The organism is Streptomyces sp. KMM 9044, assembly GCF_024701375.2.
Taxonomy (GTDB): Bacteria; Actinomycetota; Actinomycetes; order Streptomycetales; family Streptomycetaceae; genus Streptomyces.
On record NZ_CP113910.1, the window covers coordinates 1,573,357 to 1,587,403 of the forward strand.

A 14,047-nucleotide genomic window follows, 5' to 3' on the forward strand; every position below is an offset into this window, starting at 1 on the left:
AGCGTGCGTGTACTGCTGACCGGACACCAGGGCTACCTGGGCACCGTGATGGCCCCGGTCCTCACGGCCGCGGGCCACGAGGTCGTCGGTCTGGACGCCGGCCTGTTCGCCGACTGCGTCCTCGGCCCGGCGCCCACCGATCCGCCGGGGACACGGGTGGACCTGCGGGACATCACGGCCGAGCACGTGGCCGGGGTGGACGCCGTGATCCACCTGGCCGCGCTGTCCAACGACCCACTGGGCTCGCTGGCACCGGAACTCACCTACGACATCAACCACCACGCGTCCGTGCGGCTCGCCGAACTGGCCCGCGACGCGGGGGTCCAGCGCTTCCTGTACGCGTCGACCTGCTCGGTCTACGGGGCCGCCGGCGGCGACGACCTGGTGGGCGAGGACGCCCCGCTGCGCCCGGTGACACCGTACGCGGAGTCCAAGGTGCGGGTGGAGGACGACCTGCACGCGCTGGCCGACGGCGACTTCAGCCCGGTGTACCTGCGCAACGCCACCGCGTTCGGATACTCTCCCCGGCTGCGTGCCGACATCGTGCTGAACAACCTGGTGGGCCACGCGCTCCTGTCCGGGGAGGTGCTCGTGCTCTCGGACGGCACTCCCTGGCGTCCGCTGGTGCACGCCGCCGACATCGCACGGGCCTTCGCCGCCGCGCTGACCGCACCGCGGGTGGCGGTGCACGACCGGGCGTTCAACATCGGCGGCGAGATCAACAACGTCACGGTCGCGGAGATCGCCGGGCAGGTCGCCGAGGCGGTGTCCGGCTCCAAGGTGGTGATCACCGGGGAGACCGGCGCCGACCCGCGGTCCTACCGGGTGGACTTCTCCCGGTTCCGGGCCGCGGTGCCCGGCTTCGACTGCGAGTGGACGGTGAAGCAGGGCGCGCTCGAACTCGCCGACGCCTACCGGGAGCACGGGCTGACCCGGGAGGACTTCGAACGGCGCTTCACCCGCCTCGCCGTGCTGCGCGCGGCCTCCGGCACCGGGACCGTCGACGACACCCTGCGGTGGCGCCGGTGACCGAGGTCGGCGAGGAGATGCACGCGCTGGTGGAGCGGTTGTACCCGCTGTGCCGGAGCATCACCGGCGACGGTGTGCGCGCCACCCTGGAGATCGTCGGCGAGTACGCCCCGCTCGAGGTGCACGAGGTGCCGACCGGGACCCGGGTGCTCGACTGGACGGTGCCGCAGGAGTGGAACATCCGGGACGCCTACATCGCCGACACCGCCGGCAACCGGGTCGTCGACTTCGCCGCGTCCAGCCTGCACGTGCTCGGCTACAGCGTGCCGGTGTCGGCGACCATGCCGCTGTCCGAGCTGCGCGGACACCTGCACACCCTGCCGGACCACCCGTCCTGGGTGCCGTACCGCACCAGCTACTACAAGCCGGAATGGGGGTTCTGCCTGGCCCAGGAGACCCTGGATGCGCTGCCGGACGGCGAGTACGAGGTGCGCATCGACTCCACGCTCGCCGACGGCCACCTCACCTACGCCGAACACGTGGTCCCCGGGCAGGTCCCCGACGAGGTGATCGTCTCCTGCCACGTCTGCCACCCGTCGCTCGCCAACGACAACCTGGCCGGCATCGCGGTGGCGGTCTTCCTGGCCCGGGCGCTGGCGGAGCAAAGTCCCTACTACACCTACCGGTTCATCTTCGCCCCCGGCACCATCGGGGCGATCACCTGGCTCGCCCGCAACGCCGAGCGGGTGAATGGGGTATCCCCTGCTCAAGCGGAGCCGAGAGCTGGGGGAAGGGTCCGGCACGGCCTGGTACTGGCCTGCGCCGGCGACCCGGGCGACCTGACCTACAAGCAGAGCAGGCGCGGCGACGCGGAGATCGACCGGGTGCTGCGGCACGTGCTGGCCGCCTCCGAACGCCCGCACCGGATCGCCGAGTTCACTCCGTACGGCTACGACGAGCGGCAGTTCTGCTCGCCCGGGTTCGATCTCGGCGTGGGCTCGCTCAGCCGGACCCCGTACGCCGGGTACCCCGAGTACCACACCTCGGCGGACAACCTGGACTTCGTCTCCCCTCGGGCGATGGCGGACACGCTCGCCGTCTGCCGCGAGGCGTTCGCCGTCCTGGACCGCAACCGGCGGTACGTCAACCTCAGCCCCTACGGCGAGCCGCAGTTGGGCCGGCGCGGGCTGTACGACTCGCTCGGGGGCCGCAGCGACGCGAAGCACGCCCAGATGGCCATGCTCTGGGTGCTGAGCCTCTCCGACGGCGAGCACAGCCTGCTGGATGTCGCCGAGCGGTCCGGGCTGCCGTTCGACACCGTCGCGGTCGCGGCCGACGCCCTGCACGGTACCGGGCTGCTCAAGGCATGACGCCGATGACCACCGAGGGGGAGAAGGCAAGGCCGAGGGCGACGACCGCCAGGCGGGCCGTCGTCGGGCGGCTGTCCTGGGGACTGGCCGACCAGGCGGCCTCCAGCATGACCAACTTCGCGGTGGGCATCTACGTGGCCCGCTCGCTCGGGCTGACCGCGTTCGGCGTGTTCAGCCTCGCCTGGGTGACCTACGGAGTGGTGCTCAACGTCTCCCGCGGAGTGGCCACCGACCCGCTCATGGTGCGCTTCAGCGGCGTGTCGGACGCGTCCTGGCGCGGAGCGGTGGCCCGGTCGTCGGGTACCGCGCTCGGTGTCGGTGCCGCCCTCGGCACCGCGTCCGCGGTGGCCGGTCTCGCTCTCGGCGGCCGTGTGGGGACCGCGTTCGCCTGCCTCGGAGTCGTACTGCCGGGGCTGCTGCTGCAGGACGCGTGGCGGTTCGCGTTCTTCGCCGCCGGCACCGGGCGGAAGGCGTTCGTCAACGACGTCGTGTGGGGCGTCGCGCTCGCCCTGGCCATGGTGGCGGCGGCCCGCGTGGGCAGCGTGTCCGCCTTCGTGCTCGCCTGGGGCGGGTCCGCCGCGGTGGCCGCGGTGTACGGCTGCCTCCAGTCCGGCATCCGGCCCCGCCTGGCCGGAGCGCGCGAGTGGGTGCGCGAGCACCGCGACCTCGGCTACCGGTACCTGGTCGAGAACGTCAGCAACAGCGGCGCGAGCCAGCTGCGGGCGTACGGGCTCGGCGCGATCGTCGGGGTCGGCGCGGTGGGTGTGATCCGGGGGGCCGAGCTGCTGCTCGGCCCGTTCCTCGCGCTGCTGATGGGGCTTTCCCTGGTCACCGTCGCGGAGGCGGCGCGGGTGCGGCGGCGGGCCCCGCAGCAGCTCGGCAGGTTCTGCCTCCTGCTCGGCGGCGGGCAGGCCGTCGCCGCGCTGCTCTGGGGCGGGGCCCTGCTGCTGGTGCCGGACCGGCTCGGCGAACTCGTGCTCGGCGGTGTCTGGAGTTCTGCCGCGGAGCTCATCGTGCCGGTCACGCTCGGCGTCGCGGGCGCAGGACTCGGCACCGGCGCGGCGGCCGGGCTGCGCGCGCTCGGCGCGGCCCGGCTCAGCCTGCGCAGCCAGCTGTTCGCCTCCGCCTGTTACGTCGTCGGCGGGCTCGGCGGGGCGGTCGTGGCCGGTACGGCCGGCTCGGCCTGGGGCGTCGCCGCCGCGACCGTCTGCGGCTCGGCCGTGTGGTGGCTGCACCTGCGGTCCGCCCTGCGCGAGCACCACCAGAACACCATCCGCGAAGTGAGGACGCCATGACCGACCGACCCCGGCTGAGCATCGGCCTGCCCGTGTACAACGGCGAGGAGTACCTGGCCGAGTCGTTCGACGCCCTGCTGGGCCAGACCTACGAGGACTTCGAGCTGGTCGTCTCCGACAACGCCTCGACGGACGGGACCCAGGACATCTGCCGGAGGTACGCCGCGCGGGACTCCCGCATCCGGTACATACGGCTGTCCCGGAACATCGGCGCCGCGCCGAACCACAACCACGTGTTCACCGCGTGCCGCGGTGAGCTGTTCAAGTGGGCCTCGCACGACGACCTGTACGCCCGGGACCTGCTGCGGCGCTGCGTGCAGGCGCTGGACGAGCGGCCCGACGTGATCCTCGCGCACACCGACCAGGCGGTCGTCGACGGCGACGGCCAGGTGAAGGTCCCCTACGCATACGGGCTCGCCACCGCCTCGCCGCGTGCGCCGGAGCGCTTCCGCAGCATGCTGTTCGAGCCCGGCGGCGACGACTTCTACGGGGTGATGCGGGCCGATGTGCTGCGCCGGGTGAAGCCGCACGACAGTTACCACCACGCGGACCGCACGTTCGTCGCCGAGATCACCCTGCACGGCCCCTTCCACCAGGTGCCGGAGCTGCTGTACTTCCGCCGCGACCACCCCGCCCGCGCCGAGCGGGCGAACCCCTCCAAGCGCTCCCGGTGCGTCAATCTCGACCCGCGCCGGGCCGGCCTGCTGCACCCGACGCCCCGGCTGCTCGCCGAGTACGTCTGGGGCTTCGTTTCGGCGATCCGGCGGGCGCCGCTGTCCCCGGCCGACCGGCGCGCGTGCTACCGCCACCTGGCCGCGTGGATGACCAGCCGGGTCCGGCCGGGCGCCGGCGAGCGGGTCGAGGACCGCGCCCCGGTCGACCCGGCCGGGCTCACCGTCTCCGTCGACGCCCTCGTCGCCGGCCGTGAGGGGAGGCGGGCGTGACCGCTGCCCGCGTCGGGGTGTTCGGCCTGCTCGGCTCCGGCAACCTCGGCAACGACGGGTCGCTGGAGGCCGTGCTCGGGTACCTCCGCGCCGAGCACCCGGAGGCGGTCGTGGACGCGCTGTGCGGCGGACCCGAAGTCGTGGCGGCCCGGTACGGGATCCCCGCGACACGGCTGCACTGGTACCGCGGGGAGTACCGGACCGCGTCGCGGGCGGGCGCGATCGTGGGGAAGGGGCTGGGCAAACTCGTCGACGCCGTCCGCACCGCCGCCTGGGTGCGCCGGCACGACGTGGTGATCGTGCCGGGCATGGGCGTCCTGGAGGCCACGCTGCCGCTGCGGCCGTGGGGCTTCCCGTACTCGCTGTTCCTGCTCTGCGCGGGCGGCCGGCTGCTGCGCACCCGGGTCGCGCTGGTCGGCGTCGGCGCGGACACGATCAGCGACCGGCCGACCCGGACCCTGGTGCGCTGGTCGGCGCGGCTGGCCACCTACCGGTCGTACCGGGACGCCCTGTCCCGCGACGCGATGCGGGCGATGGGCGTGGACACCGCGCGCGACGAGGTCTACCCGGACCTCGCGTTCGCCCTGCCGACGCCGCCGGCGGGCGCGTCCCCGGGCCCGCCGGGCCACGTCTGCGTCGGTGTCATGGACTTCCACGGCGGCAACGACGACCGCGCCCGGGCCGAGGAGATCCACCGGCGCTACCTCGACGGGACGATCCGCTTCGTGCGCACGCTGGTCGGGGAGGGCAGGCCGGTCCGGCTGCTCACCGGCGACGCGTGCGACGCGCCGGTGGCCGGGGCGATCCTCGACGCGGTGGGCTCGCCGCTGGTCACCGCTGCCGAGGCGACCTCGCTGGCCGACCTGATGAAGGAGACGGCGGCTGCCGACACCGTGGTGGCGACCCGCTACCACAACCTGGTCTGCGCGCTGAAGACCGGCACGCCGACGCTCGCACTCAGCTATGCGGCGAAGAGCGACACGCTCATGGCCCGGATGGGGCTGGACGCGTACTGCCACCCGGCCCGCGAGGTCGACGCCGACCGGCTGCTCGGGCAGTTCCGGGCGCTGGAGCGGAGCTCGGCGGAGCTGCGGCGGACCCTCACCGAACGGAACCTGGTCGCCACCGCGCAACTCGATCACCAGTTCACCGCCCTGACGGCGGCCCTGTTCCCGGCGACCGGCCACGACCACGACCACACCCTGCGGGAGACCCCGTGAAAGCGACCGAAGTCCCGGCGATCACCGGCGCGTACCTGTTCGAGCCGACGCCTTACGCCGACGAACGCGGCTTCTTCTGCCGCACCTTCGACGCCGGCGTGGTCCGCTCGGTGGGCCTCGACCCGGACGCCTTCGTCCAGGACAGCCTGTCCCGCTCGGTCCGGGGCGTGCTGCGCGGCCTGCACCTGCGCTCCGGCGGCGGCGAGGCCAAGCTGGTGCGCTGCTCGTACGGGAGGATCTTCGACGTCGTCGTGGACCTGCGGACGGACTCGCCGACCTACCTGGGCCGGGCCTTCTTCGAGCTGTCAGGCGAGACGCAGGCGACCCTGTACATCCCGGCGGGGTGCGCGCACGGCTTCCAGGCGCTGACCGGCACCGCCGACACCTCGTACCGGATCGACCGTCCGCACGATCCGGCCGAGGACGTGACGATCGCCTTCGACGACCCGGAGCTCGCCATCCCCTGGCCGCTGCCGGTCACATCGATGTCCCTGCGGGACCGGGAGGCGCCGAGCCTCGCCGAGGTCCTGAAGCAGAAGGAGAGCTGAGACCGGCGTGGACACCCCAGACACCCCAGACACCGAAGAGTTCCTCCTGCCCCGGTCGCGGCAGGCGAACGAGCGGCTGCACGCCCTGGTCCCCGGGGGCGCGCACACCTACGCCAAGGGCGACGACCAGTACCCCGACAACCTGGCCCCGGTCATCAGCCACGGCCGCGGTGCTCACGTGTGGGACGTCGACGGCAACCGCTACATCGAGTACGGCTCGGGCCTGCGGTCGGTCAGCCTCGGCCACGCCCACCCACGCGTGATCGAGGCAGTGCGGCGGGAACTCGGCCGCGGCAGCAACTTCGTCCGGCCGTCCGTCGTGGAGGTCGAGGCCGCGGAACGCTTCCTGGCCACGGTGCCGACCGCCGAGATGGTGAAGTTCGCGAAGAACGGCTCCGACGCCACCACCGCCGCGGTGCGCCTGGCCCGCGCCGCCACCGGACGCCCGCGGGTGGCCCTCTGCGGCGACCATCCGTTCTTCTCCGTCGACGACTGGTTCATCGGTACCACGCCGATGCCGGCCGGCATTCCGGCGGCGACCACCGAGCTCACCGTGGCGTTCCCTTACGGGGACCTGGCCGCCACGGAGGAACTGCTCACCCGGTACCGGAACGAGGTCGCCTGTCTGATCCTCGAACCCGCCGGCCGCACCGAGCCTTCCCCGGGCTCTCCACTCCGTTCGAGCGGGGGAGACCCCACTCCCGGGTACCTCGCCGGTCTGCGCGAGCTGGCCGACCGGCACGGCTGCGTACTGATCTTCGACGAGATGATCACCGGATTCCGCTGGTCCGAGGCAGGCGCCCAGGGCCTGTACGGCGTCGTCCCCGACCTCTCCACGTTCGGCAAGGCGCTGGGCAACGGGTTCGCCGTCTCCGCGCTGGCCGGACGCCGCGATCTGATGGAGCGGGGCGGGCTGCGTCACTCCGGCGACCGGGTGTTCCTGCTGTCCACCACGCACGGTGCGGAAACGCACTCCCTGGCCGCCGCGACGGCCGTGCAAACCATCTACGTCGAGGAGGGCGTCACCGCGCGGCTGCACGCCCTCGGCGAGCGGTTGGCCGCCGGTGTCCGCGACGCCGCGGCCGCCATGGGCGTCGGCGACCACGTCGTCGTCCGGGGCCGGGCCAGCAACCTGGTCTTCGCCACCCTCGACGAGAACCGGCAGCCGTCGCAGCAGTACCGCACCCTGTTCCTGCGCCAGCTCATCGCGGGCGGGGTGCTGGCGCCGTCGTTCGTGGTGAGCAGCGCGCTCGGTGACGCCGACATCGATCACACCGTCGACGTGGTGGCCCAGGCCTGTGCGGTGTACCGGAAGGCACTGGACGCCGGTGACCCCGCTCCCTGGCTGGGCGGACGACCGGTGAAGCCCGTTTTCCGCCGCTTGGCGTGACGTCAGCGAGGCTCCGGGCGACCGGCGTCGGCCATCCGGTCAGCCGTCCGGTCGACCAGCCACGCGGTCGCCGGTGTCACCGCCAGTGCGGTGCACCAGCCGCCGAGGACGTCGGTCGGGTAGTGCGCGCCCAGGGCGACCTGCGCCCAGCCCATGGCGGCGCCGGCGACCAGTGCCGCGGCGAGCACGAGTAATGCGCCGGCCGTCCTGCCGAGGCCGAGCCTGCCGGTCGCGAGCAGCGCCACCACGAGGGCGAACGCGGTGAGGAAGGCGGTGTGCCCGCTCGGGTAGGACAAGTTGTCGTCGCCGTGGATGGTCCGTCCCACCAAGGGCTTGATCAGCTTCGTCGTCCCCACGGCCAGGCCGGCGCCGGCAACGACGAGCACCGCCGCGCGGGGCCACCGAAGCAGCAGGCAGCCCGTCACGGTGACCCCGACCAGCGTCGCCGCTCCCACCGGCTCCCCCAGGAAGTCCGTGGCCAGAGCGGCGTTCCGCAGCGACGGCCCCACGCCCTCCACCACCGCCCAGATCCACGTGTCCACTGTGCCGGGCTCGCTGCCGTCGGCGTACAGGGCCCCGAGCACGCCGACCACCAGCGCGCCGAGGACCGCCACCGCCCCGAGCCACCCGCGCAGCGACGGGGGCAGCACCACGGGCACCGGACGACCGGCCATACGCCCGCCGCGGGTGAGCCGGGTCAAATCTTCTTCCCACATCGGTCCATCATCGCCGCCGCGCCCGGCGGATGCTCCGCCCTGCGGACAACTCCCCCGCGACGACCGCGTCAGTGTCCCTTGCCGTCCAATCCGGAGGAGCGGGACTCCTGCCTGGTGGCCGACGTCACCGCGCCGGGGCCCGAACTGGCGGCTGCCCTCGGCCGCGCGGACCTCGTCCTGCTCGCCGTCCACCAGTACTGCAACGACACCTCGTGACCCGAAGCAGTCGTTGCAGTACTAGGCCGTGGCCTTCAAGGCCGTCGCCCCCGTGACCCGGCTCATGCCCCCGGGCGCGCTGCTCGCCGACACGCTCTCCGTCCGGACGGGCACGGCTGCGGAACTCGCGGCCCGTGCCCCCGGGGTCGAGCACGTCGGTCTCAACCCGATGTTCGCCCCGGCCGCTGGCATGGCGGTAGGCCCGTGGCTGCCGTGGTCACAAGGGAGGGGCCCGGCGTCGCCGCCTTGCTGCGGCTCGTTGAGCACGGTGGCGGGAGGCCCGGCCCCGGCCGGCCCCTCTGGGATGCGGTGCGTGACCATCCCTCGAATTGAGCAGCGAAGTCGCGAGGTGGGCCCGGAACATTCTTGCGGCGGTGCTGACCTGGGTTGGCCGACCGGCGGGAGGGCGGCGGCGGGTGTCAGGGAGGCAACTGCCGTCTGCTCCAGCTTGCACGCGGCGTGCATCATGAACTGACCGAGCATCTTGCAGTCGTCGCTGTCGGTAATGACCCCACCCCCTTCCGTCGCGATCCGCCTGCAGCCCGCTCCTCTCCCACTCCACGCCGGCCCCGCCATGTGTGCGTCGGTGCATCCGGTCGCCATCGTGGGGCAGAATCGCTTCCGGCCGTCCCTGCAGAGGCGTCCCGGACAGCAGACGAGGAAACAGTGACTGACACCGAGCAAGCCGACCGGCCGGACCCTCTCCGCGCCGCGCACCGCAAGGTCGGCGGAATCCATGTCGTGACCTTGCACGGCGAGATCGATCACGACGTCGAGGGCATCTTCCGCGATGCCCTGCTGGGAACCGCTGAAGCAGCACCGGCGCGGATCGTCGCCGACCTCAGCGGGGTGAGCTTCATGGACTCCACCGGCATCAACATCCTCATCGCCACCCATCTGCGGACAACGCAGGCACAGGGGTGGGTGCGCATCGCCGGTGCCCAGCAACCCATACAGCGCCTCCTGCAGGTCACCGGAGTCGACGCTTTCATCCCCTGCCACCCGACGACCGAGCAGGCTGTGGCCTCCTGACAGCGCCCCACGCCGAATCGGAGCACTGGCATGTGCAGGGGTCGAGCCGTCAGCCGAAGACTCACCGCAGTGGGCGAGGTCTTCCGGCGGCCTGCTGAGGCCCCCACCCCCTTCGCCAGGGCCGCCCGCGAAACCTCTGAGACCCCGCCCGCCGCAGGCCCTCCCCTGGTGTCACCACCGCGCAGACTCCGGCCGTCACCCCGACACCGGCCGACGAACCTCTCCGAGCCGACGGCGAAGCACACGACCGGCACTCCCCCGACCCCGGGCCGGCGCACGTCGCCGCCAGGATCCGGGCCGCCCGCAACGGCCGCGCCACGACGGTTCCCCTCCTCCGCAGCGACAGCCTCTTCCACCTGCGCCGGCTACGGGCCCGCGGAGAGCAGGCGCGTGTCTGCGTACTCGGCGCGATGAGCGCCCCGCCCGGCGTCTGCGAGGGCGACCGTGTCGCCGTGGCAGACGGCTCCGAGATCGCCGCTAAGGCGTGTGACCTGGTCGAACGTCGTGCGGTCCACAGACCGGCGGTCGCGCACGTCTCACAGGACCGGGGCATCCACAACGAGGCCGTGCGCGGCCGGGTCCGCCGCGCCGAGACCGAACCGCGGCGAGCAGAACGCGGTCGGGGCGCACTCGCGGTGAGGAGCACCCCGGCGGGTCGGTCTGCTGACACCCCGGCACTTGATGGGGTGCGGGTCGGCTACGGGTTCACGCACATGGCGTAGAGCCCGAAGTCGGCGTTGCTCCGGCCGTCCGTGGTCTGCGCCCACCAGCCGTCGTTCGAGCCGGTCTCCGCCGCCCTGGCAGGCCGGCCGGCGAAGGTGCTGCCCCCTACGCGTTCGGTTCCCTCGAGGCCACCGCCGGTGATGATCTTTCCGGCGGGGCACTTGAGGAGGCCGCCGACCGGGTTCTCGTCCGTACCGGCGCAGCGGTGGAGCGAGAGGTCGTGCACGGGCAGCGAGCAGATCGCGTAGACCGTCGCGTTCGTCGTGGCGCTGCCGAGGTCGTAGCCGCCGACGGACCACTCGTTCACCTGGGAGGAGCCGGCGCCGTAGGTGGGGCAGGACGAGCTGAGGCCCGTCCTGCCTCCCTGGTTTTCGCCACCGCCACCAATGACGGCCTTCCCCACCGGGCAGGAGGCTGTGGCGGTCTGCCCGGCGGGTGCCCGGGCTCGGCGCACCGGCTACCAGCAGGGGGACGACGGGCCCGAGCTGGGCCGGCAAGGTCTGGGGCCAAGGAGGATTCCGGCCAACCGCGCGCCGGGGGAGGCCACGCGCGGGGCCGTACGGGGGTGCCTCGAATCTGCCGAAGTGGCCCACGTCTACCGTCGTCTTCGTCGACGGGTGCCGGTCAGGGCGAGCTCCCGCGAGCAGGATCTTCCGTCCGTGAGACAAACCCGCCGAGTCGCCGTGGGTCTTCCACCGTCGCGTACCCGGCGGCGATCTCGTCGACCTGCCGGTAGCCGGTGCGCAGCAGAAAGGTGTTCAGGCGGCCGTGGGACTTGGCACCCAGGACGAAGAAGTCGGGCTCGGGGCTGCGGAGCTGGGCGATGCCGGTGGCCGGCTGAGTGAGGCAGTCACCGCCCGCCGCGCCGAGCAGGGCGGCGGAGAGGTTCATGGGGGCGCCGGTGGCGTAACACTCGTGGACCTGGAGCTGACGGTAGAGGGTGTGGTCGCCGGTGTAGCCGGTGAGCGACACGACGTGGTCGGCGAGCACCTCGCGCGGACCGTAGGCGGTGGCGAGGCGTACGAGTACGCGGTCACCGTCGGCGACGGTCGACAGCGAGTGGACGTGGGCTCCGGTGTGGACCGACACCCGGCGGTGTGCGCCCGATGCCAGAGCCTGTGCGGTGGAGACGAGTTCCTGGCGTCCGGGCAGAGTGTCGCCCGGGACGGCCCCCCAGTCGGGCGCGGGGCGGCGTACCACCCATTCGAGACGCGTCCCGGGGAGCGCGGCGAGGTCCCGCGCGGCGGTCTGGGCGGACTTCCCGGCGCCGACCAGGAGAACGGTTCCCGCCCAGCGGTCGAAGGAGCCGTTGACCGAGGGCAGGGTGCGGGTGATGCGGGAGTGCAGGGCCCGTTCACCCGGAGCGGGGATGCCACCCAACCCGAGGGTGTTGGGATGGGAGTAGGTACCGGTGCAGTCCAGGACCAGGCTCGCTTCGGCGGTCTCCTCTCCGTCGGGGGCGTCCAACAGGAGTCTGAAGGGGGCCGCCGCCCGGGTGTCGGTGCCGATCTGTTCGTGTTTGAGCAGGCCGGCGCGCGCGACGCCGGCCACGGGGGTGCGGTAGCGGATCCGCCCCTTGAGCGCCGGGAGTTGTGCGAGCGGAGAGAGCACCTCGTCGACGAGTCCGTCGCCCGTGGGGCACGCGTCGCCCGTGGGTGCGTGCGGGAGATGGGCACGCATCCGGCGCGAGACGTTCAGGTCCCATGGGGTGAAGAGACGTACGTGGCCCCAGTCGCGTACATGGGCGGCGGCGCTGTCCGCCGCCTCGTAGACCGTGAACGGCCATCCGGCGTCGGCGCAGGCGAGGGCGGCGTCGAGGCCGACGGGTCCGGCACCGAGGATCGCTACGTGCGGTTGGTGCTGCTGCATGGTGGTGGGCTCCCTCGGTGCACGCGTACGGGTCGGGTCAGACGGCGCAGTGGACGGGCCGGGGAAGGCTGCCGTCGTTCAGGCGGGCGGTGAAGAACCGTTCGGTGACCAGCTCCTTGCCCGCGGCGAGCGAAGTGCCCGCGGGGGCGAGATACAGGTCGGGGCTGGTGGCCAGGTCGGCACCGGCGGGGTGCCAGTGCAGGCCGTCGGCCGTGACGGTCAGTTCCGGGATGCTGGAGTCCTCGCCGATCTCCGTCCCGGTGTCCGAGAAGCCTCGGCGCAACAGCGGACGTACGGCGAAGTGGCTGGCGGGCAGGCCGAGTCCGGCCAGCAGTTCGGCGACCGCCGGGATCTCGTGCGTGTTGTCCGGGGTTTCGGTGAGGGCGATTCGCGGGGGCAGCCCGAGGTCGACGAGGTGGCGGATGCCGTCCAGGGTGCGCAGCCAGGAACCGGCGCCACGGTGTGCCTCGTGCGCGGCCGGCGTCGCGCCGTCGAGGGAGGTCTGGACGGTGAGTTTTCGGCCCGCCAGGGCGGGGAGTCCGGCGGCCCGCCGACCGCGCAGCAGCATCGCGTTGGTCATGACGACCGTGGGCAACCGCGTGGTGGCATGGTCGAGGAGGCCGACGATGTCGGGGTGGAGGAAGGGCTCGCCGCCGGTGACGTACAACTCGGTGAACCCTGCATTTACGGCCTCGTCGACGAGTGCGTGGAAGTCGGTCGCGGGCAGTGTGCGGGGGGCCGCCTTAGGGGACGAGGCGACCGCGCAGTAGTCACAGGCCAGGTTGCAGTGGAAGTTGGTGTAGACCCAGAGTCGTGACGGGAAGTACGCCGTTCCGAAGAGGGGGACGACGGGGCGGTCGCCTTCCACGGCGCCGGCGGACGCGGCCTCGCCCCAGCCGTCGTCAGCGGGTCGGAAACCGCTCGGCAGGGTGGAGCGGTACAGATGGAAGCGGCCGCGCGAACGTTCGCGCGGCGGGAGGATTTCCAGGCAGGTCGTCCACCAGCCGGTCTCGATGGTCTCGGTGAAGATCTCGGGCAGTCCGGCGGCGCGCATCGAGGCGGCCTGCGCCCGCCAGTCGTAGGAGAGCGGGACCAGCTCGGCGGTCGGGCGCCCGCCGTCCAGGTCGAGGATCGCGTACCAGACCTCACGGCGGCCGTCGTTGGCCGGCTTGCCGAGCACGCCGACGTTCACCACCAGGGTGTCGGCGACCCGACGCTGCCAGGGCAGGCCGCTGTGGGTGCACAGCACCACGTCGGCGCCCGAGGCCTCGGCGCGCAGGCGGTGCTGTTCGTCGGGGAGCGACTCCCACCAGAAGTCGTTCAGCGCCAGCGTCGAGCCGTGAACCATGTGCACGTCGACGCCGTCGATGGTCTCCCGGCTCTCGGTGGGCAGGGTGCCCATCCATGCGGCGAAGTCACGGCGGGTGGTGGCGAGCGTGTGGTCGTAGACGAGTTGGGCGTACTCGTTGTCCTTGGCGTCGCGATAGCCGCAGCCGCAGTCGGTGTCCCCGCGCGCGATCGCCACGTCGTAGTTCCCGGCGACGCACTCGACGTCGTTGTCGGCGAGGATCGGCCACAGCGCGTTCACTTCGGCGCCGAAGCCGCCCAGGTCACCCAGGCAGAACAGTCGCTCGCAGCCGCGGGCGCGGGCGTCGTCGACGAACGCCTGGAGGGCGTACGGGTTTCCGTAGGGGCCGCCGCTGACTGCGATGCGCATGGGACTGGTCTCCAGGAAGTCGGGGGAAGGGCGGAGAG

Annotated in this window: 13 protein-coding genes and 1 pseudogene; 10 read left to right on the forward strand and 4 right to left on the reverse strand. The window is 72.6% G+C overall.

Annotation, left to right across the window (positions count from 1 at the left end):
* Positions 1 to 3 precede the first annotated feature (3 nt).
* From HUV60_RS07075 to HUV60_RS07105, 7 genes are read left to right on the forward strand one after another with little or no spacing between them, the layout of a single operon-like run.
* The gene (locus HUV60_RS07075; RefSeq protein ID WP_257848226.1) at positions 4 to 1,029 is read left to right on the forward strand and encodes an NAD-dependent epimerase/dehydratase family protein; all 1,026 of its coding nucleotides are present in this window, start codon (positions 4 to 6) and stop codon (positions 1,027 to 1,029) included.
* Entirely contained in the window at positions 1,017 to 2,339 is a 1,323-nt protein-coding gene (locus HUV60_RS07080) for a DUF4910 domain-containing protein (protein WP_257848225.1), read from the forward strand. The genes HUV60_RS07075 and HUV60_RS07080 overlap by 13 nt, the downstream gene beginning before the upstream one ends.
* A 5-nt stretch (positions 2,340 to 2,344) precedes the next feature.
* Positions 2,345 to 3,634 (forward strand): hypothetical protein, encoded by a 1,290-nt coding sequence (locus tag HUV60_RS07085; protein WP_257850133.1) that lies wholly within the window; start codon positions 2,345 to 2,347, stop codon positions 3,632 to 3,634.
* The gene (locus HUV60_RS07090) at positions 3,631 to 4,578 is read left to right on the forward strand and encodes a glycosyltransferase family 2 protein (protein WP_257848224.1); all 948 of its coding nucleotides are present in this window, start codon (positions 3,631 to 3,633) and stop codon (positions 4,576 to 4,578) included. Before HUV60_RS07085 ends, HUV60_RS07090 begins: the two co-directional genes overlap by 4 nt.
* On the forward strand, positions 4,575 to 5,798 hold the full coding sequence (locus HUV60_RS07095) for a polysaccharide pyruvyl transferase family protein (RefSeq protein WP_257848223.1): 1,224 nt from the start codon (positions 4,575 to 4,577) through the stop codon (positions 5,796 to 5,798). The genes HUV60_RS07090 and HUV60_RS07095 overlap by 4 nt, the downstream gene beginning before the upstream one ends.
* Entirely contained in the window at positions 5,795 to 6,346 is a 552-nt protein-coding gene (locus HUV60_RS07100) for a dTDP-4-dehydrorhamnose 3,5-epimerase family protein (RefSeq protein ID WP_257848222.1), read from the forward strand. Before HUV60_RS07095 ends, HUV60_RS07100 begins: the two co-directional genes overlap by 4 nt.
* Before the next feature lie 7 nt (positions 6,347 to 6,353).
* Positions 6,354 to 7,736 (forward strand): glutamate-1-semialdehyde 2,1-aminomutase, encoded by a 1,383-nt coding sequence (locus HUV60_RS07105; RefSeq protein WP_257848221.1) that lies wholly within the window; start codon positions 6,354 to 6,356, stop codon positions 7,734 to 7,736.
* A 2-nt stretch (positions 7,737 to 7,738) separates the two neighbouring features.
* Here the strand turns inward: HUV60_RS07105 and HUV60_RS07110 are convergent, their stop codons facing one another.
* Positions 7,739 to 8,410, reverse strand: a complete 672-nt coding sequence (locus HUV60_RS07110) for a phosphatase PAP2 family protein (protein ID WP_257850132.1) — start codon at positions 8,408 to 8,410, stop codon at positions 7,739 to 7,741.
* Positions 8,411 to 8,527: 117 nt separating this feature from the next.
* Here HUV60_RS07110 and HUV60_RS33545 point away from each other — a divergent pair.
* The 3 genes and pseudogenes from HUV60_RS33545 to HUV60_RS07125 form a co-directional block, all read left to right on the forward strand.
* Positions 8,528 to 8,950, forward strand: a pseudogene (locus HUV60_RS33545) (hypothetical protein); the annotation flags it as partial.
* Between the two features lie 384 nt (positions 8,951 to 9,334).
* Positions 9,335 to 9,700: an STAS domain-containing protein gene (locus tag HUV60_RS07120; RefSeq protein ID WP_257848219.1), complete on the forward strand. Its 366-nt coding sequence runs from the start codon at positions 9,335 to 9,337 to the stop codon at positions 9,698 to 9,700.
* A gap of 410 nt (positions 9,701 to 10,110) precedes the next feature.
* Complete coding sequence (locus HUV60_RS07125; RefSeq protein WP_257848218.1) at positions 10,111 to 10,422, forward strand: hypothetical protein; 312 nt, start codon at positions 10,111 to 10,113, stop codon at positions 10,420 to 10,422.
* Here the strand turns inward: HUV60_RS07125 and HUV60_RS07130 are convergent.
* From HUV60_RS07130 to HUV60_RS07140, 3 genes are all read right to left on the reverse strand, one after another.
* On the reverse strand, positions 10,398 to 10,826 hold the full coding sequence (locus HUV60_RS07130; protein WP_257848217.1) for a hypothetical protein: 429 nt from the start codon (positions 10,824 to 10,826) through the stop codon (positions 10,398 to 10,400). The two genes, HUV60_RS07125 and HUV60_RS07130, sit on opposite strands and share 25 nt — an antisense overlap.
* A 221-nt stretch (positions 10,827 to 11,047) precedes the next feature.
* Entirely contained in the window at positions 11,048 to 12,292 is a 1,245-nt protein-coding gene (locus tag HUV60_RS07135; protein WP_257848216.1) for an NAD(P)-binding domain-containing protein, read from the reverse strand.
* A gap of 37 nt (positions 12,293 to 12,329) precedes the next feature.
* Positions 12,330 to 14,009, reverse strand: coding sequence for a radical SAM protein (locus HUV60_RS07140; protein ID WP_257848215.1), 1,680 nt, complete (start codon positions 14,007 to 14,009; stop codon positions 12,330 to 12,332).
* Between the last annotated feature and the right edge of the window lie 38 nt (positions 14,010 to 14,047).